This window comes from Sinomonas terrae, assembly GCF_022539255.1.
Lineage (GTDB): Bacteria > Actinomycetota > Actinomycetes > Actinomycetales > Micrococcaceae > Sinomonas > Sinomonas terrae.
In genome coordinates this window covers 3183552-3202168 of record NZ_JAKZBV010000001.1, presented here as the reverse complement: position 1 = coordinate 3202168, position 18617 = coordinate 3183552, and the positions used below count along the sequence as shown (strand labels likewise).

The 18617-nt window shown below is 70.5% G+C and carries 19 protein-coding genes; 8 read left to right on the top strand and 11 right to left on the bottom strand.

Going from position 1 to position 18617, the window contains the following annotated elements; genetic code table 11:
• The first annotated feature begins 596 nt into the window (after positions 1-596).
• Positions 597-1064: a MerR family transcriptional regulator gene (locus tag L0M17_RS14780; protein WP_241054875.1), complete on the top strand. Its 468-nt coding sequence runs from the start codon at positions 597-599 to the stop codon at positions 1062-1064.
• Here L0M17_RS14780 and L0M17_RS14775 read toward each other — a convergent pair.
• On the bottom strand, positions 1055-1441 hold the full coding sequence (locus L0M17_RS14775) for a MerR family DNA-binding protein (protein WP_241054873.1): 387 nt from the start codon (positions 1439-1441) through the stop codon (positions 1055-1057). The two genes, L0M17_RS14780 and L0M17_RS14775, sit on opposite strands and share 10 nt — an antisense overlap.
• Before the next feature lie 148 nt (positions 1442-1589).
• Here L0M17_RS14775 and merA point away from each other — a divergent pair, with 148 nt between their 5' ends.
• The 6 genes from merA (at position 1590) to L0M17_RS14745 (ending at position 6793) form a co-directional block, all read left to right on the top strand.
• Positions 1590-3023 (top strand): mercury(II) reductase, encoded by a 1434-nt coding sequence (merA, locus tag L0M17_RS14770; RefSeq protein ID WP_241056465.1) that lies wholly within the window; start codon positions 1590-1592, stop codon positions 3021-3023.
• Between the two features lie 183 nt (positions 3024-3206).
• Entirely contained in the window at positions 3207-3755 is a 549-nt protein-coding gene (locus L0M17_RS14765) for a carboxymuconolactone decarboxylase family protein (protein WP_241054871.1), read from the top strand.
• A gap of 37 nt (positions 3756-3792) precedes the next feature.
• Positions 3793-4470: a haloacid dehalogenase type II gene (locus tag L0M17_RS14760; RefSeq protein ID WP_241054869.1), complete on the top strand. Its 678-nt coding sequence runs from the start codon at positions 3793-3795 to the stop codon at positions 4468-4470.
• 84 nt (positions 4471-4554) lie between these two features.
• Positions 4555-4773, top strand: a complete 219-nt coding sequence (locus L0M17_RS14755) for a hypothetical protein (RefSeq protein ID WP_241054867.1) — start codon at positions 4555-4557, stop codon at positions 4771-4773.
• A complete protein-coding gene (locus tag L0M17_RS14750; protein WP_241054865.1) occupies positions 4773-6410 on the top strand; it encodes a permease in 1638 nt (545 codons plus the stop codon). The genes L0M17_RS14755 and L0M17_RS14750 overlap by 1 nt, the downstream gene beginning before the upstream one ends.
• 77 nt (positions 6411-6487) lie before the next feature.
• Positions 6488-6793 carry a hypothetical protein gene (locus L0M17_RS14745; protein WP_241054863.1) on the top strand — a complete coding sequence of 102 codons (306 nt, stop codon included), beginning with the start codon at positions 6488-6490 and terminating at the stop codon, positions 6791-6793.
• A 42-nt stretch (positions 6794-6835) separates the two neighbouring features.
• Here L0M17_RS14745 and L0M17_RS14740 read toward each other — a convergent pair whose 3' ends face one another.
• The 3 genes from L0M17_RS14740 to istA (L0M17_RS14730) form a co-directional block, all read right to left on the bottom strand.
• A complete protein-coding gene (locus L0M17_RS14740) occupies positions 6836-7282 on the bottom strand; it encodes a DUF6188 family protein (RefSeq protein WP_241054861.1) in 447 nt (148 codons plus the stop codon).
• A 119-nt stretch (positions 7283-7401) separates the two neighbouring features.
• Positions 7402-8175 (bottom strand): IS21-like element helper ATPase IstB, encoded by a 774-nt coding sequence (gene istB, locus L0M17_RS14735; protein ID WP_241054859.1) that lies wholly within the window; start codon positions 8173-8175, stop codon positions 7402-7404.
• A 36-nt stretch (positions 8176-8211) separates the two neighbouring features.
• Entirely contained in the window at positions 8212-9744 is a 1533-nt protein-coding gene (gene istA, locus L0M17_RS14730) for an IS21 family transposase (RefSeq protein ID WP_241054857.1), read from the bottom strand.
• A 172-nt stretch (positions 9745-9916) separates the two neighbouring features.
• Between istA (L0M17_RS14730) and L0M17_RS14725 the strand changes: the two genes are divergently transcribed.
• Positions 9917-11155 carry an IS256 family transposase gene (locus tag L0M17_RS14725; protein WP_241056464.1) on the top strand — a complete coding sequence of 413 codons (1239 nt, stop codon included), beginning with the start codon at positions 9917-9919 and terminating at the stop codon, positions 11153-11155.
• An 81-nt stretch (positions 11156-11236) separates the two neighbouring features.
• Here L0M17_RS14725 and istB (L0M17_RS14720) read toward each other — a convergent pair whose 3' ends face one another.
• The 7 genes from istB (L0M17_RS14720) to L0M17_RS14690 all read right to left on the bottom strand — a co-directional run bounded on the left by istB (L0M17_RS14720) (position 11237) and on the right by L0M17_RS14690 (position 18614).
• Positions 11237-12052: an IS21-like element helper ATPase IstB gene (istB, locus tag L0M17_RS14720; protein ID WP_241054855.1), complete on the bottom strand. Its 816-nt coding sequence runs from the start codon at positions 12050-12052 to the stop codon at positions 11237-11239.
• Positions 12049-13584 (bottom strand): IS21 family transposase, encoded by a 1536-nt coding sequence (gene istA, locus L0M17_RS14715; protein ID WP_241054852.1) that lies wholly within the window; start codon positions 13582-13584, stop codon positions 12049-12051. The genes istB (L0M17_RS14720) and istA (L0M17_RS14715) overlap by 4 nt, the downstream gene beginning before the upstream one ends.
• A 396-nt stretch (positions 13585-13980) precedes the next feature.
• Positions 13981-14925: an ABC transporter substrate-binding protein gene (locus L0M17_RS14710; protein ID WP_241054849.1), complete on the bottom strand. Its 945-nt coding sequence runs from the start codon at positions 14923-14925 to the stop codon at positions 13981-13983.
• Positions 14922-15779, bottom strand: a complete 858-nt coding sequence (locus L0M17_RS14705) for a class I SAM-dependent methyltransferase (protein ID WP_241054847.1) — start codon at positions 15777-15779, stop codon at positions 14922-14924. The genes L0M17_RS14710 and L0M17_RS14705 overlap by 4 nt, the downstream gene beginning before the upstream one ends.
• Positions 15776-17395 (bottom strand): radical SAM protein, encoded by a 1620-nt coding sequence (locus L0M17_RS14700; RefSeq protein ID WP_241054845.1) that lies wholly within the window; start codon positions 17393-17395, stop codon positions 15776-15778. Before L0M17_RS14700 ends, L0M17_RS14705 begins: the two co-directional genes overlap by 4 nt.
• Positions 17396-17453: 58 nt before the next feature.
• Positions 17454-17789, bottom strand: coding sequence for a DUF427 domain-containing protein (locus L0M17_RS14695; RefSeq protein WP_241054843.1), 336 nt, complete (start codon positions 17787-17789; stop codon positions 17454-17456).
• Positions 17790-17807: 18 nt separating this feature from the next.
• Positions 17808-18614 (bottom strand): Crp/Fnr family transcriptional regulator, encoded by an 807-nt coding sequence (locus L0M17_RS14690; protein WP_241054842.1) that lies wholly within the window; start codon positions 18612-18614, stop codon positions 17808-17810.
• Between the last annotated feature and the right edge of the window lie 3 nt (positions 18615-18617).

Genomic DNA, 18617 nt, shown 5'->3' with positions numbered 1-18617 from the left:
CCAGCTGCCGCTACCCCGTGCACGTCTTCGCAGCTGGTGCTGCCGGCGATCTGCGCGACGAGAACGGAGCCAGCAGAGGTGCCGACGAGGATGCCGCGTCGCGCATCCTCACACCGGCGCGCTCGAGCCGAGCTGCAGCCCCGTCATCCGGGCAAGCCCAGTCAGTCCGCCACCGCCGAGCACAGCGGCGGTACCCCTCCGGGCCTCCCGGCGGCTCTGGCAATCCGTCCTCTTTTCAGGACGACTCGAGCTACTGCTCCGCATGTTCAGGCGGTGGCCGTGGTTCGGATGTCACCTTGTCCATCATGAGGCCGCAGCAGCAGGTGGGGCTTCTGTCGCCTCCTCTGCCGGGGGCCGCGCCCTTGGTGACGGTCACCTCGCAGCCGCAGTCGGGGTCGGGACAGCGGTAGACGTCTCCCTCGTGGAACGGCATGGCACGGTCCTCCTCGTCGTCTGGATCTGAAATGTCATTCCATCTTGCATCCCCGTCCCTAGGGCCAAGTCAAGGGCAGAGTCCGCTCATCGGGTCTAGGAGTTGAGCTGGCCCTTGGGGCAGGGTTGACACTGGAAGCCATGGGAGATTCTGGGAGGTGCGCGTGCTGGTCGAGGAGGTCCCTGCCTACACGGTGGGGGAGGCGGCTCGGAGGGCCGGGGTGACGCGGAAGGCGATCCGGGTGTACGAGTCCAGGGGGCTGCTGCCGACGCCGGAGCGGACCTCGGGCGGGTACCGGCTGTTCACGGACGGGGACGTGGCGGTGCTGCAGTTCATCCGGCGTGCGAAGTCGCTGGGGCTGAGGCTGTCCGAGATCGCGGAGGTCCTGGACCTCCAGCGCGGGGGCGCCCAGCCCTGCGGGCTGGTGATCGGGCTGCTGGATGGGCACCTGGCCCAGATCGAGCGCACCCTGGCCGAGCTCGGGGCGCTGCGCGAGTCCCTCCTGGCCGCCCGGGACACAGCCGAGGAGTCCCTGCGCTCCGGGCAGGAGGCCGTGTTCTGCCGCATCATCGAGGATCTCTGGGACCGGACGGGCTACAGTGGCCGTACTATCGGCGCCGGTCAGAGGTAGCTGCAGACCTGCCTGGGGTCGCAGGCCTCGGGCCCCGAGCCTGCCGCCCGGTGCTGGGCGGCGAGGGTTTTCCGGAGAGCCTGGAGCTCTGAGATGCGGGCGTCGACGGCCTCGAGCTGGTCGGCGAGCCGGTCGCGGACGTGGGAGCAGGGCCTGGTCCCTGCGTCGTGCATGGCCAGGAGGTCCCCGGCCTGCTCGAGGCTGAGGCCTGCGGCGCGGGAGCGGCGGATGAACGCCGCCCGCTGGACTGCCTCGTGGGGGTAGTCGCGGTAGCCGGATGGGGTCCTGCCGATGCCGGGCAGGAGCCCGATGTCCTCGTAGAAGCGCAGGGTCTTGGCGGTCGTGCCCGCGGCAGCCGCCGCCTCGGAGATGCGCATCGTGTGCTCCTTTCATTCCCGGTTCGGTCCTGACGGTCTCAACCACCGGGGGTGCTCCGGTATGCCCGACTTGACCTTCCAGCGGCTGGAAGGCGCACAGTCGGGGACGAACCAGCATACGTACGAAGTGGAGGAGACGAAGGTGCCGATTGTTCAGGAGTACGATCTGGTCGTCGTCGGGTCGGGAAGTGCCGGGTTCGCCGCGGCGATCCGGGCCACGGGCCTGGGACTGCGGGTGGCGATGGCAGAGGCGGGGACGGTGGGCGGGACCTGCGTGAACACCGGGTGCGTGCCGTCCAAGGCCCTCCTGGCCGCAGCGGGCGCCCGCCACGCCGGCGCGGACGCGGGCCGCTTCCCGGGGCTGGAGCCCGCGGCGGTGGGCCTGGACCTGCCCGCCCTCATGGCAGGGAAGGACGCGCTGGTGGGGTGGATGCGCCAGCAGAAGTACCTTGACCTGGCCGAGGACTACGGCTGGGACCTCCACCGTGGCACCGCGGTGTTCGCGGGGATCGCCGACGACCCGGTCCTGGAGGTGGCCGGCGACGACGGTGGGGCAGCTGTTGTGCTGCGGGGGCGGCACTACCTCGTCGCGACCGGGTCGGCGCCGTGGGTGCCGGAACTGCCCGGACTTGAGGAGGCGGGATACCGGACCTCCGAGTCCGCGATGGAGCTCCAGGAGGTCCCCGAGTCGCTGCTGGTCGTCGGCGGCGGGTACGTCGCGGTCGAGCAGGCCCAGCTGTTCGCCCGCCTCGGGACTCGGGTGACGGTCCTGGCACGCTCGCGCCTGCTCTCCGGCGAGGAGCCCGAGGTCTCCATGGCCCTGGCATCCGTCTTCCACGACGAGGGCATTCGGGTCGTCCGCCGCGCCGTCCCCACCGGGGTCCGCACCGACCCCGGCACCGGGGAGGCGGTCGTCACGGCCGACGTCGGCGGCGCGGAGGCAGAGTACCGGGCGGAGCGGGTCCTGATGGCCACCGGCCGACGCCCCGTGACCGCCGGGCTGGGCCTGGCCGGCGTCGGGGCCGCCACCGGCACCCTCGGCGAGGTCCTGGTCGACGCCGGACTGAGGACCACGAACCCGCGCATCTGGGCCGCGGGCGACGTCACCGGTCACCGCGAGTTCGTCAACGTCGCCGCCGCCCACGGGGCCCTGGCCGTGGAGAACGCCTTCGCCGGTGCCGGCCTGGAGGTGGACTATTCCCAGTTGCCGAGGGTGGCGTTCACCAGCCCGGCCGTCGGGGCGGTGGGGCTGACCGACAGGCAGGCCAACAGCGAAGGGCATGCGTGCGAGTGCCGGGTGCTGCCGCTGGAGTTCGTGCCCCGGGCGCTGGTGAACCTGGACACCCGCGGGTTCATCAAGATCGTCGCCGAACAGGGCACCGGGCGGATCCTGGGCATCACCGCGGTCGCCCAGGACGCCGGCGAGCTCGCCGCGGCCGGGGTGCACCTGATCGCCTCCGGCACCACCGTCGCCGAGCTCGCCTCGCGGTGGGCGCCGTACCTGACCATGGCCGAGGGGCTGAAGATCGCCGCCCAGTCCTACACCGCCGACGTCTCCCGGCTCTCCTGCTGCGCCGTGTGAACCCCACCCGCCGCGGGTACCGGCCTGCCGGGTGTCCTGTGCGCAGGCACACAGAACACCCCCCCCGGCCGGCCCGTAGCGTGGGAGACCGCCCGAGAGGGCAATGAGAAGAAGGACAGGCGTGGCAGGCCGGCCCCAGAACGGGACGTCCCCGCGCGAGGAAACGAAGAAGGAGCCGTACCTATGCCCCGCATCCCCGCCCACACCCTCGACACCGTCCCGGAGGCCTCCCGCGAGCACGCCGAGCGGCTCGAGAAGCGGATGGGCCGGTTCATGAACATCCATGCCGGGATGGCCCACTCCCCGGTGGTGATCGCCGCCTACCAGGGCATGCAGAAGGCCATCGCCGAGCACGGGACCTTCGACGCGCGCACCCGGGAGGCGATCGCCCTGGCCGTGGGCAACCAGAACGGCTGCGACTACTGCCAGGGAGCCCACACCGTCTCTGCAAGGAAGGCCGGGCTCGACGACGAGCAGATCCTCGCCCTCCGCGCCGGGGAAGTCGACTTCGATCCCAGGCTCGCTGCCCTGACCGAAGTCGCCCGCGCCGCCGCCGCCGACACCGGCACCGTCCCCGAGCCGGCCTGGCAGGCCGCCCTGGACGCGGGCTGGAGCGACACCGAGCTCGCCGAGGCGTTCGCGCACATCGCCGTGAACCTGTTCACCAACTACTTCAACCACTACGCCCACACCGAGCTCGACGTCCCCGCCGCCGAGCCCCTCACCGCCTGAAACCCCCCAAAGCACCGCACACGAGGAAGGACCGGCCATGGCCGAAGCACCCGAGGTGATCGTCTTCGACGTCAACGAGACCCTCTCCGACATGTCCCCCATGGGCGGCCGGTTCGCCGAGGCCGGCGCACCGGAGCACCTGGCGAAGCTGTGGTTCGCCACGCTCCTGCGCGAGGGCTTCGCCCTCTCCGCCGCCGGGGACGCCGCCCCCTTCGGTCAGATCGGCGCCGAGGCCCTCACCGGGCTCCTCGAGGGGGCCGGGCTGGCCGACCCCGCCGGCACGGCGCGGCGCCTGGCCTCCTCCGTCGCGGACCTTCCCCTGCACCCGGACGTGCCCGAGGGGATCCACGCGCTGCGGGCGGCCGGGCTCCGGCTCGTGACCCTGACCAACGGCTCCGCGCAGGTCGCCGAGAAGCTCTTCGGCGCGGCCGGGATCCGGGACGAGTTCGAGGCGCTCCTGTCCGTGGAGGACGCGCCGGCCTGGAAGCCGCACCCCTCCTCCTACCGGTACGCCGCCCAGCGGTGCGGGGCCCGGGAGGAGGACATGATGCTGGTCGCGGTGCACCCCTGGGACATCCACGGCGCCGCCCGCGCCGGCCTGCGCACCGCCTGGATCAACCGCACCGGCGGCACGTACCCGTCCTACCTCGCCCACCCCGAGCTGACCGTGGCATCCCTCACCGAACTCGCCGCCGAACTGTCTTCCGGCGCCTGACCGGGACCCCGGTTTGACCCGGCCCCAAGGGCCAGGCCGTAGCGTGCTGGGGTCCGGGGATGGCCCGGACCGGAGGGAGGGGAAATGCGCACAGGACAGGCCTGCGGAGTCCGCCAGCAGGATGAGGAGATCCCGGGCTGCGGCAGCGGGCCGCTGCAGCGGTGGGGCTTCGCGCTCCGCGAGCTGCGGCAGGCCCTTCAGGGCAGGAAGCGCAGGCACGCCAAGACGGCGCCGCCCACGGCGGTGTCCGCGGATGGAACGGCCGGGGAGGACCCCGCGGCCATGGGAAGGGGACAGCGCTGATGGCAGTCCTGTCGACCGTCTGGCAGAGCGTGCTGGAGGGGTTCTTCATGTTCTGGGGGACGCTGTGGGCCCTCGTGCTGGGGTTCACCCTCTCGGGGGCTGTGCAGGCCTTCGTCTCCCGGCGGGAGATGCAGAAGGCGATGGGCGACCACCGCCCAGGCACCGTTGTGCGGACGGGCCTGCTGGGGGCTGCTTCCTCGAGCTGCTCCTACGCCGCCGCTGCCCTGGCCAAGTCGCTGTTCCAGCGTGGGGCGGACTTCACGACAGCGATGGTGTTCATGCTGGCCTCGACGAACCTGGTCGTCGAGCTCGGGATCGTGCTGTGGCTGCTGGCCGGGTGGCAGTTCGCCCTGGCCGAGTTCGTCGGCGGGGCGATCATGATCGCCCTGTTCGTCCTGGTCGCCCCACGGGTCTTCCCCGCCTTCGAGCTCGAGCAGGCACGGGCCCGGCTCGCCGAGCGCGCCGCTGCCCAGGGGCACCCGGAGGAGGCCGACGGGGCTGAGCGGCACAGCAAGGGCCTCTGGGCCCGGGTCCGTTCGGCGGCGGGGTGGGCCGACGCGGCCGGGTACGCGGTCTCGGACGCCACCATGCTCCGGCGGGAGCTGGTCATCGGCTACCTCGTCGCCGGCCTCCTGGCCGTAGCCGTGCCGCCGGCGGCGTACTCGGCGGTGTTCTTCCCCGGCCATGGGCTCCTCACCGATGCCTGGGACGCCCTCGTCGGGCCGCTTGTCGCGTTCGCCAGCTTCGTCTGCTCGATCGGCAACGTCCCCCTGGCCGCGGCCCTGTACCGGGGCGGGCTCGGCTTCGGCGGCACGGTCGCCTTCGTCTTCGCCGATCTGATCGCCTTCCCGCTCGTGGCCGTCTACGCCAAGCTCTACGGCCGGCGCATCGCCGTGCGGCTCTTCCTGGCGTTCTGGGCGGTGATGAGCGTCGCGGGGCTGGCCACCGACCTGCTCTTCCGCGGCCTCGGGATCCCCGCCCCGGCCCGACCGGCGGAGATCGTCCCGGCCCGGTTCGAATGGAACTACACGACCTGGCTGAACCTGGCCGCCATCGCAGTCGCCGCGCTGCTCTACCGGCTCTACCGGCGCCGGGACCGGCTCGGGAGCGCGGGCCGGTACGCGAAGGACCCCGTGTGCGGGATGCAGGTCGAGAAGGCCCACGCCCCCGCCACCGCCGCCCACGCCGGGCACACGCACTGGTTCTGCTCGGACCGGTGCCACGAGAAGTTCACCGCAGACCCGGACCGCTACGCCCAAGATCCCGGCAGCGAGCCCATGGACGCAGAGGACTCCGACGAGACGGCAGTCGACCCGGTGTGCGGGATGGACGTCGACTTTCAGAACCCGGGAGGAGGGATCCTCACCCACGAGGGTGCCGGGTACGCCTTCTGCTCGTCAGGGTGCCGGGAGGCCTTCGCCGCCGACCCCCGCGCCTACCTCCACCCCGACCACGCCCGTGGGACGGGGGAGGGCGCGGGCATGGCGGTGGACCCGGTCTGCGGGATGGCAGTGGACCCGCAGCACGCGTATGCGCACTTCGAGCACGACGGGCAGTCCTTCTCCTTCTGCTCCACCGGTTGCCGGGACGCCTTCGCCGCCCAGCCGCAGTCGTACGCCGGAGGCAGGGGCGGCTGACCGCTGCCGGGCTTCGCTACGGTTCCAGGGCGCGCAGGAGGGCGTCGGCCGTGATCCCGTAGCCGAGGTGGGGCAGGATGTCTCTGGCCCAGTCGGCGGCGGACCAGGTCCTGGGGGTCGGTGACCTTCAGCAGCGTCATCGGCGCGTTCGCGGCCAGCAGGACCGCGCCCGTGGTGGCCGCCGTGCCGAGCACGCGCCCGGGCCGCCGCCCGAGGGCGCGGGCCGTGGCGGCCAGGACTCCGGTTCCGATGCCTGCTCCCATGCCCAGGAGGGGCCCGAGCCCGGAGGCCCTGTTCTGCTGCTGCTCCTCATCGCCCGGGATGTCTGTTCCCAGGGCGTGGGCGAGGCGTCGGGCGGACTACTCGTGCGTTTCGTCAAGTGATCTGGCCCCAGCTGTCGGCGCGAATTGTGGCTCCGGCTCAGATCAGCGGTCGGCTGGATACCAGATCGCGAGTTCGCCGCCGGGCATGCAGACGACGAGGAGTCCGTCGCCCGAGTTGATCTGCCAGGACTTGTATTGATCATCGGGATCAGCGGTCACCACCACGCCGTTGGCGAAGCTGAGTGTCAGCTTGCCACCCGTCAGAGTGATGTCCGTGAGGGTTTTGTCGAGGCACGTCAGCAAGGCCGTGGCGACGACTGGGTGGTTCCAGTCGTGAGTCGTGTCTGGCTCGTTCTTCAGAGCGATGCTGATCGTCGGGTGTTCGATGAAGATCTCCCGAGCGATTGAAGCTGCGTCTTCTCCCCAGAAGGCAAGGCGGAGGCCGTTGATCGCGATAGCGAACTGAGAGAGCCGCCGGGACTTCAGGATGTCCAGTTGGTGCTCGAGCCGCGGATCGTCTTGAGCCTCGTCATTGTCATCAGTGGGCACGGGATCAGGATGACGCAGAGGCCGCCAACGGTCCCGTGGATTTGCGTCGTGTCGAGTGTCGACGGTCACGGAATTCCCTAGGGGCTGCGTCACCGAATTCCCCAGTGCCTGGGGCAATCCTAGCTGGTGGGTTTGGGCCGTCGTCGTCTCCGGTATGAGGGGGCGTTGATGGGCAGGCTGTGGGCGTTGTTCACGAGGCGGTCGAATAGAGACTCGGCAACGACCGCGTTGGGGAACAGGGGGTACCAGTCCTTCGGGTCCCTGTTCGTCGTGACGATGATCGAGCGTGCGGCCCGGTCGGTGACGATCTCGTAGATGTCATCGCCCTGGGCTGGGGTGAACTCACGCATTGCGAAGTCGTCCAGGATGAGGAGCTCGGGCTTGGTGTAGGCGCGCAGGCGTTTGCCCCAGCTCCCATCGGCGTGGCCGCCGGCGAGGTCGGCGAGCATCCTTGAGGTCTTGGTGAACCGGCATGCTGCGCCGGCCCGGATGGCCTGGTGGCCGAGCGCGGTGGCCACGTGGGTCTTCCCGGACCCGACGGGGCCGGAAATTATCAGATGCTGTCCGGCTTTGACCCACTCGACATTTGCCAGGTCCCGGATCCGGGCTGAGGGGATTCCGGGGTCTGCCGTGAAGTCGAAGTTCTCGAACCGGGCGTCGATCTCGAACTTCGCAGCCCGCGTGCGGCGCTCGAGGGCAGCACTGTCGCGGCGGTTGATCTCGTCCAGGCAGAGGGCCTGGAGGAAGTCCAGGTGCCCGAGTTGGCCTTCTGCGGCCTGGGCGAGCCTGTTCTCCAGAGAGGCCAGCATGCCCGAGAGGTGCAGCGCGCGCAGCGAGCTGGCGAGCTGGGTCCGGTCAGCGGGGGCGTGCATGGGGGTGTTGTCGGCTGTCATGGTATCTCTTCCCTTGTCGTCTGCGGCGGGGAGCGTTCAGCTGGCCGTGAAGGCCTCTGGCCCCCGGAGGTGGGCTCCGGCGCCGTTGTCGCCGTTCGGCCGCCTGGGCAGGACCGTGACTCCGGCCGCGAGCAGGCCCCGGACGGTGCGAAGTGTCGGGTCTCCGGCAGCGGTCGCCGCAGCACATGCTGTTTCGATCTGGGCTGGTGTGTGGGTGTCGGCGAGGCCGACGATGCGCTGCGCTGCACGGATCCGGTGCAGCCCCGGCTCGGCGAGGAGCTCGTTGACGAGCTCGGCCGTGGCGGGGCCGATCGCCGCGGCGTGCTCCCGGCACCAGGGGGCGTCACGGGTCAGGAACAGGCCCGCGGCCTTGGGGTAGTCGCCGAGATCGGTCTGACGGCCTTTGGCGATCCGGGGATGGGACTTCACGACCACCCCCTCCCGGTGGAATTCGACCGTGGTCGCCGTGATCCGCACATCCAGACGGACCCCGATATGCAGGTGCGGGATCGAGTAGAGGACGCCCTTGACCGAGGCATGGCAGTCCGGCCCGACTTTCGCCACCGCCCATGCGGCGGCCTCGAGCCGACGGGGCGGAAGGGGCACCAGATGCGGGCGCTCGAGGCGTTCGAGCACCTCCCAGGGCCGGTCCCCCGCCAAGGCCCTCGGCTTCCGGTTCCCTGCGACCTCCCGTGCCCAGCGGGCCGCTTCGGCGCGCATCTGCGCCATCGACGTGAAGGACCTCCCGGCCCAGAACGAGCCGCGCACGTACTGGACCATCCGCTCCACATGGGGCTTGTCCTTGGGCCTGCCGGAGCGGGCCGGGTCGACCAGGGCCCCGTAGTGGGCAGCGAGCTCGGCATAGGCACGGTTGAGCTTCGGGTCGTAGAGGTCCGGGGCGATCACCCCGGTGAGCAGGTTGTCCGGCACGATCCGCCGGGGCGTGCCCCCCAGGAACTCGAATGCGGCAACGTGGGCGTCGTTCCACGCGGCCTGGTCCATCCGCGTCACGGGATAGACGAAGGGCTGCTTGGAGAACGGCAGGGTGAAGATGAACGCCCAGACCCGATGGCCCTTGCCCGTGGCCGGGTCCCGCCAGTGCCCCATCATCCCGTAGTCGACCTCGCCGAGCTCGCCCGGAGCCGACGGAGGCTTCAGGACCGTGGCCCTGGCCTTCCCCCGCGCGGCCGCGACCTCTTCGGGCAGGGTCGCCGCCAGCCACCGTTGGAATGAGCGCACCGAGCCGCCCACTCCCTCCTCGTCGACGAGCCGCTGGTGCATCACCGCCCCAGCCACACCCGCTGCGAGCTGGCCGCGGACCCAGTCGATCCGGGCGTCGTACTGGGGCCAGGTGATCTGCCGCAGCCTCCCGTCCACCACCGAGGGGAACCATCCCGCGACCATGTCCCGCCACTCCCCGGCGCTCAGCCCGAGTCCCGGCTCGAGGCCTTCGGCCTCGGCCGGAGCCAGATACTTCGCCACCGTCTTCCGGTCCATGCCCAACGACACCGCGAGCTCGCTCTTCGAGCGGCCAGCGTCCCAGTGCATGAACAACTCGACCAGATCCAAAACCGCCACACTCCTCCGCGCCAAACCACCAGCTCCTGTCCACGAGCCCGACCATCGGACTTGGGACAAGGCTCTCGGACAAAGGCACCAGCGCGACGTCGGGGACTGTAAGAAAAACGGTGTGAACGGCGTGGCCTGACCGAAAGGAAGGGCAATGACCGAGACCGCCGACATGATCGATCCCGTGACGGGAGAGATCATCGATCAGAAGGAGCTCGCGGAGTCGCTGCTGGAGCAGGCGCGCGAGCAGGGCGTGAGCCTGGTGGGCCCGGGCGGGCTGCTGGCCGGGCTGACCAAGAGCGTGCTGGAGACCGCGCTCGAAGCCGAGATCACCGAGCACCTCGGCCACGAGAGGCACGGCGCCGCGGAGGGCACGAACGTGCGCAACGGGACCCGCTCGAAGACCGTGCTCACCGAGGTCGGGCCGGTCCAGATCGAGGTCCCGCGGGACCGGGAGGGAACGTTCGAGCCGCAGATCGTCAAGAAGCGCAAACGCCGCCTGGACGGGATCGACGAGATCGTCCTGTCCCTGAGCGCCCGCGGCCTGACAACGGGCGAGATCGCCGCGCACTTCGAGGAGGTCTACGGCGCCGCAGTCTCCAAGGACACCATCAGCCGGATCACCGAGAAGGTCGCCGGGGAGATGGCCGAGTGGTCCAACCGGCCGCTGGACCGCGTCTACCCGGTGGTGTTCATCGACGCGATCCACGTCAAGGTCCGCGACGGGCAGGTGCGCAACAAGCCGTTCTACGTCGTCCTCGGCGTGACGGTAAACGGCGAACGCGACATCCTCGGGATCTGGGCCGGGGACGGCGGGGAGGGCGCGAAGTTCTGGCTCGGGGTCCTGACCGAGATCAAGAACCGCGGCGTGGAGGACGTGTGCATCGCCGTCTGCGACGGGCTCAAGGGCCTCCCGGACGCGATCACCGCCGTCTGGGAGCGGGCCACCGTCCAGACCTGCATCATCCACCTGATCCGCAACACCTTCCGCTACGCGTCGCGCCAGCGCTGGGACGAGCTCGCCAAGGACCTCAAGCCCGTCTACACCGCCCCGACCGAGGCCGCGGCCCGGGAGCGCTTCGGGGAGTTCGAGTCCAAGTGGGGCACCGAATACCCTGCCATCGCCCGGCTCTGGCGCAGCGCGTGGACCGAGTTCGCCCCGTTCCTGGACTGGGACGTGGAGATCCGCCGCGTGGTCTGCTCGACCAACGCGATCGAGTCCCTCAACGCCCGCTACCGCCGCGCGGTCAGGGCCAGAGGCCACTTCCCCAATGACGCAGCAGCGCTGAAGTGCCTCTACCTCGTCACCCGGTCCCTTGACCCGACCGGACGAGGCAGGGCACGCTGGGCCACACGCTGGAAGCCGGCACTGAACGCCTTCGCGATCGCCTTCGAAGGTCGAATCAACTAACCATGGGCCAAACCGAACCCACCGTTATTCGGACAGTCCCCGACGTCGTCCCCATGGGGAATTCCGTGACGCGCGACCCGCTCAGAGTGGGAATTCCGTGACGCGATCAACCCCTGAACCGGGGAATTCCATGACCGTCGACATCGAGGTCCTGCTGGTTCGGAGGCGGTATGAGTCGGTGCCGGTTTCGAGGATGTGGGCGTTGAAGGTGACGCGGTCGACGATGGCGGCGACGAGCCTTGGGTCGGGGAAGACGGAGCCCCATTCGCTGAAGGGAAGGTTGGTGGCGATGCCGATGCTTGCCCGTTCTTCGCGTTCGGTGATGATCTGGAACAGCAGCTCGGCTCCGCGGGGGTCGATCTGGACGTAACCGAGTTCGTCCAGCAGGAGCAGGTCGAGGCGTCCGTAGCGGCCGACGACGCGGGAGAGCTGGCGTTCGTCCGCGGCTTCGACGAGCTCGTTGACCAGCTGGGCGGTGGTGACGTAGCGGACCTTGCGTCCTTGCTCGCAGGCCGCGAGCCCGAGGCCGATGAGCAGGTGGCTCTTGCCGGTGCCGGAGTCGCCGAGCAGCACGATCGGTTCGCCGGCGTCCATGTAGTTCCCGCCGGCCAGGGACGCGAGGGTGGCTGCCTGGATGGTGGGGACGGCATCGACGTTGAACTCGGCCAGCCGCTTCAGGCGGGGGAATCTGGCTTCGGCGATGCGGCGGGCCCGGCGGCGGCTGGAGCGGTCATCGACCTCGGCCGAGAGGAGCTCGGCGAGGAATGCCAAGTGACTCTGTCTCTCGCGCACTGCGATCTCGGCGAGCCGGGCGGCTTCGGCGCGGACGGTGGGCAGGTGCAGTTCGCGTGCGGCGGCGCCTATGGCCGCCTGTGCTGCGGCGTCGGTGACGGTCATGAGCCACTCCCGGTGAGAAGGTCGTCGTAGGCGGCAAGGGTGGGTGCTGGGCGGTCGTAGCGCGACAGCGCGCCGATGGGGATGACCGGGGCGATGTTCCCGCCGGCTTCGCGGCGCGCTTCGATGATCACGACCTGCGGATCGAGCGTTCCGGCCGCCGTGGCCTTGGCCATCGCCGCGGTCAGGGCCTCGGCCGGGAGGGCGCGGTGGGCGAGCAGGATCTCGATCAGCGCCCTTGTTCCCGCCGAGTCGCCGCGGGCCTTTCGGGCCGCGTCCCAGTAGAGCTGGTGTTCGGGTGTGAAGGCTCCGGCGTTCTTGGCCTGGACCAGGGCGGTGGCCCCGGGCAGCGCCCCGGGCTTGACCTTGAGGACCTCGAGGTAGTGATCGAGGGTGAGCACCTCTACGTACCGGCCTGCGGCGCGCTCGTGCCGGGCGATGACCTTCGCGCCGTCGAGGACCTCCACCGTGGTGGCCGTGAGCCGGACGGGCAGACGGCGTCCGGCATAGCGGGCAGGAACCGAGTAGTAGCACTGCCGCACTGCAACCCTCGCCCGGTTGTCCACGCGCGCTTCCAGCAGCCTGGCAGGGTCGAACGGCTCGGCCGGCAGCGGCAGCAGCTCTGGCAGTTCGGCGGCGAAGGCGGCCGCGATCGTCAACGGCCTGCCGGTGATCACCCGGGTGTCATCGAGCAGATCGCCCGCGGCGATCAGTGTGTTCAGCTCCGCGAGCGAGGAAACCTTCGGAACCGGGACCAGATGGCGGCGGCGGAAGCGGCCGACCTCGCCCTCGACCCCGCCCTTCTCGTGCGCGCCCTCGAGGCCCGGCCGGCAGAAGAACGAGTCGAACCCGTAGTGGGAGCACAGCGCGATGAACCGCTCGGACTCCTTCCGATCGCGCCCGCGCAGGACACGGACCACGGCCGGCTTGAGGTTGTCGTACCTGACCCGGCCCGGCACCGCCCCCAGATGCGCGAAGGCCAGCACATGGCCCTGCAGGAAGGCCTCCTGCGCCTGGGTGGCGAACGCGACGTGGAACGCCCGCCCCGAGTGGGAAAGGCGCAGCACGAACATGTACAGCTTCGTCCAGACCCCGGCGACCGTCGCGTAGAACTCGCCGAAGTCGACTTCTGCCTCCGCCCCGGGAAGATGCGTCTGCGGCACCGCGACCTCGACCCCGTCCAGGCCCAGTTCGACCCTGCGCCTGGCGACATAGCGGGACACGGTGACCTCGGCCAGCGTCGCGCCGTGCTCGGCAACGAGCCGCTGCCAGATGCGCCGAGCCGTGTGCCGCTGCTTCCTCGGCACCTCCCGGTCGGCCAGGAGCCAGCCGTCGATCACCGCCGCGTACGGGTCGGTCGCCGGACGAGCTCGTGACCGATAGGTCTTCCTCGGCGGCGGTGTCGCGGCTGCCAGAGCCTGCCGCACCGTCCGCCGATGCACATGGTGCCGCTCAGCCAACTCGCGGATCGATAGCCGCTCGTCCCGCCGGCTCCGCCTGATCTGTTCGAACAACTCCACCCGTGACCGCGCCATCCCGGACCTCCCCGCCGCCAACACCGACGGGAAGATCCGAACTCAAAGTGGGGCCAATATTCGTGACGACACGCCACACCCACTCCGCAGCGCGATCACCACCCAGGGCGGGGCCGAAATTCGTGACGACAACACGGCCGACCGGGGCCAGTTCAGGTGATCACACCCATACTCGGGAGCGCTGCTGGCCGGTCTGGCCCTGACGGCCATGTCCAGGCAGGTGATCGCGTCAGCACCATGGCGCCGGCCGCGGCACCTGCTGCGATGGTCGGTGAGAGGGTGTTCATCGTCTTCTCCTCTCCTCCCAAGGGGCGGCTAGAGCGGGCTGCTGCCGCCGTGCCGCCGTGGGGCCCGTCCTCCAAGAGTGACGGCACGGTCTGCCGATGGCCCTAGGGTTCAGCCGGCGAGCCCCTTCTCCTTGAGCCACGCGTCCGCGGCGGCCTTGGGGTCCTGCTTGGCGCTCCCCGAGACCTCGTCGTTGAGCTTGACGAGGTCCGCAGTGGTCAGCGCGGCCTTGACCTTGTTCAGCACGCCCTTCGCCTTGTCCGTGATCCTGTCGGTGCGCACGAGGGGCACGACCTGCTGGGCGGCGAAGTTGTTCTGCGGGTCCTCGAGCGTGACGAGGTGGTTCTGGGCGATGAGCGGGGAGGTGGTGAACACGTCCGCGGCCTGGATCTGGTTGTCCAGGAGCGCCTTGATGGTCGCGGGGCCGCCGCCGTCGCTGAGCGGGACGAACTGCTTCGGCGTGCAGCCGTACTTCGCCTTCAGCCCGGGCAGCCCCTGCGGGCGGTCCTTGGCCTCGGGCGGCATGCCGAGGGAGATCTGGTCGCAGACCTTCCCGAGGTCGGCCAGCGTCTTGAGGCTGTACTTGTCCGCGGTGGCCTGGGTGACCTCGATGGAGTCCTTGTCCTCCGCGTTGGCCGGGTCCAGGACCGTGAGGCCCTTCGGCGTCGCGGCGGGGAGCGCCTTCATGACGTCCGCCGCGCTCACGGCGGTGGCGTTCTTGTCGAAGTAGCGCAGGAGGTTGCCCGAGTAGTCGGGCACGGCGTCGATCGAGCCGTCCTGGAGGGCCTTGACGTAGACCTCGCGGGAGCCGATCCCGGTCTTCGTGGTCGCCTGCACGCCGGCGCCGTTGAGCGCGCCGGCGTAGACGTCGGCGAGGATCTCGCTCTCGGTGAAGTTTGCGGACCCGACCACGATGGGGCTGCCGGCACTGGCCTGGTCCGAGGCAGGCGCGGTCGAGAGCGGGTTGCCCGAGCCGCCGCAGGCGGACAGGGCGAGTGCGACGACGGGGACGGCGGCCAGGGCGGCGGCGCGGGCGAGGCGCGGGGAGATGGTCACGGGCGGATTCCTCCTGCTGTCGGTGGTGGGGTTCGGGTCTTGCGGGCGGTGAGGAGGCCGTAGCCGATCGCGCCGGCATCGATCTGGGCGCGGACGGTGCGGGTGTAGGGCCGCACCGCGGCGGGGTGGATGCCGGCGGAGGCGAGTGCGTCGGGGGCGGTCATGGCCAGGACGGCGAGTCTGGCCTCGATCCGGTCCAGCATCCGGGCGATGGCTCCGCTGTGGTCCTCGGATCGTTCGACGTCGAGCCCAGCGGCGCTCAGGAGGGCGCCGTAGCCTTCGGGGCTTCGGGCGTCGGCAATGCAGGCGACCCATGCGGCCATCCCGGTCAGGGGCTCGGGGAGGCGGCCGCCGCGGACGGTGAGGTCGGTGATCCCGGCTTTGCCTCCGGGGGCGAGGACGCGGGCGAGCTCGGCCGCAGCATGGGCCTTATCGGGGAAGGTGCAGAACGCGCACTCGCACACCACCGCGTCGAAGGCTCCGTCCTCGAAGGGCAGGTCCTCGGCGTCCGCGACCGTGAAGGAAGCGAGGTGGCCGAGTCCCTCCCGTGCTGCTGCGGCCCTCGCCCGCTCGACCTGCCGGGTGCCGAGGTCGACACCGGTCACGGCGCAGCCGAACTCCCGGGCGAGCAGCAGCGCTGTCGTGCCCTGCCCTGCGGCCACGTCCAGGACCCTGCTCCCGGGGCCGAGGCCGAGCTCGCGTGCGAGGCGCCGGGTGAGGTCGGCGCCGCCGGGGTGGTAGCTGGGGCCCAGGAGAAGGGCGGCCGCGTCGGTGCCGTAGCCTGCGGCGCAGCAGGCCTTGGCCGCGGCAGGGTCGGCCGCCGGTAGCCCCCACGCCCGGCCGGGTGCGGTCAACGGCGCACCACCGGCATGCCCAGGTTGGTCTGCCCTGCTGGGATGGTGCGGCCTGTCCCTGGCACGGTGTCCTGCGGGTAGGCCCCGCCGTCGGCCGCGGTCTTGGACCCGTAGGGGGTGTACGTGAGGAGACTCTGGATGCCGGCGGCGTTGGGGGCGACGTCGGCGACCGTGACGCCGGACATCTGGGCGCGGACCTGTTCGCGGTAGCCGACGGAGTTGTAGGCGCAGAAGGGGATGAGCCGCCCGTCGGGGGTGATCTCCTCGACGCAGCACTTCATGAGCTGCTTGACGTTGAGGGTGTAGGGGTCCTGGAAGTCCTGGACGACGATCATGAACGCCGTCTCGCCCAGGTCCTGGGCGGCGGCGGGCAGGTCGATGCCGCAGCTGGCGCATTCTAGCTCCGCGGCGGTGGCCTGAAGGCTCCGGGAGGTGGTGTCGGAGCCCATGCTGGCCGAGGCGCTCCACAGCGCCTCGAGCGCGGTGCGCACGTCCGGGTCGGGCAGGACCCGGTTGGTAACGTAGTCCATGTACTCGTCGAGGTCGATCAGGCGCGGGATCGGCACCACGGTGGTCCCCTCCTCTGTCTTCTCGACGAGTAGGTAGGTGATGGAGCGGCAGGTCGGGAAGCAGCACGGGACGGGGAAGAAGTCCGCCGTGGTGAACCATTCGGGGCACTGCTCGGTCAGCATCCGGATCACGTCCGGGTTGGTGAGCCGGTTCAGCGGGTCGAATTCGCGGTGGCGGCCGGAGTGGGTGACCGGCTGGAAGGCGACCGAGCGGACAGCGGGGTGGTCGATGCCGAAGCGGACGATGTCCCCGACCTCGTGCTCGTTCAGCCCCCGTTCGACGGCCGCGACAAGGGTGACCGGGAGCCCGGCCTCGGCGCAGTTGTCCAGGGCCCGGCGCTTGCGCTCGAGCAGGTTCTTCCCGCGCAGGTCAAGGTGGGTGGACTCGTCGAAGCCGTCGAACTGCAGGTAGACGCTGACCGTCTTGCCGGGGGTGCGGTTGCGCTCCCCGAGGGCGCTGACGAAGGCCTTGTCGGTGGCGAGGCGGATGCCGTTGGTGTTCAGGGTGACGGTGCGGATGGGCCGTTCCTGGGCGAGGTCGATGAAGGCCAGGATGTCCCTGTGGATGGTCGGCTCGCCGCCGGAGAGCATGACGACCTCGGGCTCGCCCTCGGCTTCGACGAAGGCGTCGAGCATGGTGGCGCACTGCTCGAGGGTGATGGAGTAGCCGTCGGGCTGGTGGCCGGAGTCGGCGAAGCAGATGGGGCAGTCGAGGTTGCAGTTGGTGTTGACCTCGATGATGCCCAGGCAGGCGTGCTGCTTGTGCGCCGGGCACAGACCGCAGTCGCTGGGACAGCCCTCGGCGACCTCGGTCTGGGTGGCCAGGGGCAGGGTGCCGGGCTTGTTGTACTTGGCGGAGGCGAGGTAGGCGTCGGCGTCGCTGTAGACCAGGGCCTCGAACTCGCCGTGCTCCCGGCAGCGCTTCCTGAGGTAGACCTTGGAGCCGCGGATGTTCACCTCCGCATCCAGGACCACCTTGCAGACCGGGCAGATGCTCTTGGTGTACTCGACGAAGACTTCGTCGCGGGTGGTGCGCTGGATGCTCATGCTGGTTTCCTCACCGTGTCGTGATCCAATCGGGGCGGGCGTGGGGGCTGCGGTCCCCTCAGCCGGGCTCTTCTCGGACGGTGATGCCGGTGCCCTGCTCGAAGGCGACCATGCCCCTGATCCGGCGGGCCAGCGGCGAAGGCCTCGGGTAGGACCAGGCGGCGTTCGCAACGCGGGTGCCGTCGATCTCGGCGTGGTGGTAGCGCGCGATGCCCTTCCAGAAGCACAGGGTCCGCAACCAGCTGTCCGCCAGCAGCCCCTGGCGGAGGGAGTCGGGCGGGAAGTAGTGGTTGCCCTCCAGGTACACGGTGGCATCGGAGCGGGCGATGCAGGTGTCCCCGTACCAGGCGGCGACCATGGGGCGGCGGTTGGATTCCTCGGGAGCGTGCTGCATGTCGTCTCCTCTCGCTGTCTAGACAGTGCCGCGGGCGATGGCGCGCAGCCTGACGGGGTCGGTGAGGGTGATCCGTCCCCGGCCCTGGCGGATGAGGCCGCGGGAGGAGAAGTCGGAGAGGATCTTGCTGGTGGCCTCGCGGGTGGCGCCCAGGAGCCCGGCGACCTGCTCGTGGGTGAGGCGGATCGTGGGTGCGCGCCCGAAGCGTGCCGAGGAGGGCCACTGGGCCATGCCGAGCAGGGTCGAGGCGACCCGTGCGGGCAGCGGGCGCAGGGCCAGGTCGGACAGGCGGCCCTCGAGCTCGGCGACGCGCTCGCCCAGCAGCCGGGAGATGCGCACGGCGATGCGGGGGTCGGAGAGCAGGAACCGCTCGACGTCGTCCACGCCGAGCTGGCAGACCATGGCGTCCTCGATGGCCTCGGCGTAGCTGTCGTACATGCGCTGGCCGACCAGGACCATCTCCCCGAACACGGCCCCGGGCTCGAGGATCGCCATGGTCAGGGCCTTGCCGTCCTCGGCGACCCGGAAGACGCGCACGCGACCGCTCTTGAGGATGAACAGGGCCTTGACCGGCTGGGCCTGGCTGTAGAGCAGCTCGCCGCGCCGGAAGAGCCGCGCCGGGGCCATCATGTCCATCTCGCGGATCTCGGCAGCGGACAGGTCGGCGAAGAGGTCGACCTCGTTCAGGCACGCGAAGGCCCCGCCGGACAGGAGGGCCTCCAGCGGGTCGGTCTCGCGCGCCTGCGGGGACCAGGGCTTGGCCCTGGCGGCCCCGGCGGCCAGCTCGTCGCGGCACTCCTCGTTCATGGCCACTCCCTCGCTCACGCC

What these genes read in the sequence shown, in the direction of transcription:
- L0M17_RS14700 (WP_241054845.1), bottom strand. Translation starts at nt 17,395, where the DNA reads ATGAGCATCCAGCGCACCACCCGCGACGAAGTCTTCGTCGAGTACACC.
- L0M17_RS14725 (WP_241056464.1), top strand. Translation starts at nt 9,917, where the DNA reads ATGATCGATCCCGTGACGGGAGAGATCATCGATCAGAAGGAGCTCGCG.
- L0M17_RS14775 (WP_241054873.1), bottom strand. Translation starts at nt 1,441, where the DNA reads ATGCGCATCTCCGAGGCGGCGGCTGCCGCGGGCACGACCGCCAAGACC.
- L0M17_RS14695 (WP_241054843.1), bottom strand. Translation starts at nt 17,789, where the DNA reads ATGCAGCACGCTCCCGAGGAATCCAACCGCCGCCCCATGGTCGCCGCC.
- L0M17_RS14760 (WP_241054869.1), top strand. Translation starts at nt 3,793, where the DNA reads ATGGCCGAAGCACCCGAGGTGATCGTCTTCGACGTCAACGAGACCCTC.
- istB (WP_241054859.1), bottom strand. Translation starts at nt 8,175, where the DNA reads ATGACAGCCGACAACACCCCCATGCACGCCCCCGCTGACCGGACCCAG.
- L0M17_RS14765 (WP_241054871.1), top strand. Translation starts at nt 3,207, where the DNA reads ATGCCCCGCATCCCCGCCCACACCCTCGACACCGTCCCGGAGGCCTCC.
- L0M17_RS14755 (WP_241054867.1), top strand. Translation starts at nt 4,555, where the DNA reads ATGCGCACAGGACAGGCCTGCGGAGTCCGCCAGCAGGATGAGGAGATC.
- L0M17_RS14745 (WP_241054863.1), top strand. Translation starts at nt 6,488, where the DNA reads ATGTCTCTGGCCCAGTCGGCGGCGGACCAGGTCCTGGGGGTCGGTGAC.
- istB (WP_241054855.1), bottom strand. Translation starts at nt 12,052, where the DNA reads ATGACCGTCACCGACGCCGCAGCACAGGCGGCCATAGGCGCCGCCGCA.
- L0M17_RS14750 (WP_241054865.1), top strand. Translation starts at nt 4,773, where the DNA reads ATGGCAGTCCTGTCGACCGTCTGGCAGAGCGTGCTGGAGGGGTTCTTC.
- istA (WP_241054852.1), bottom strand. Translation starts at nt 13,584, where the DNA reads ATGGCGCGGTCACGGGTGGAGTTGTTCGAACAGATCAGGCGGAGCCGG.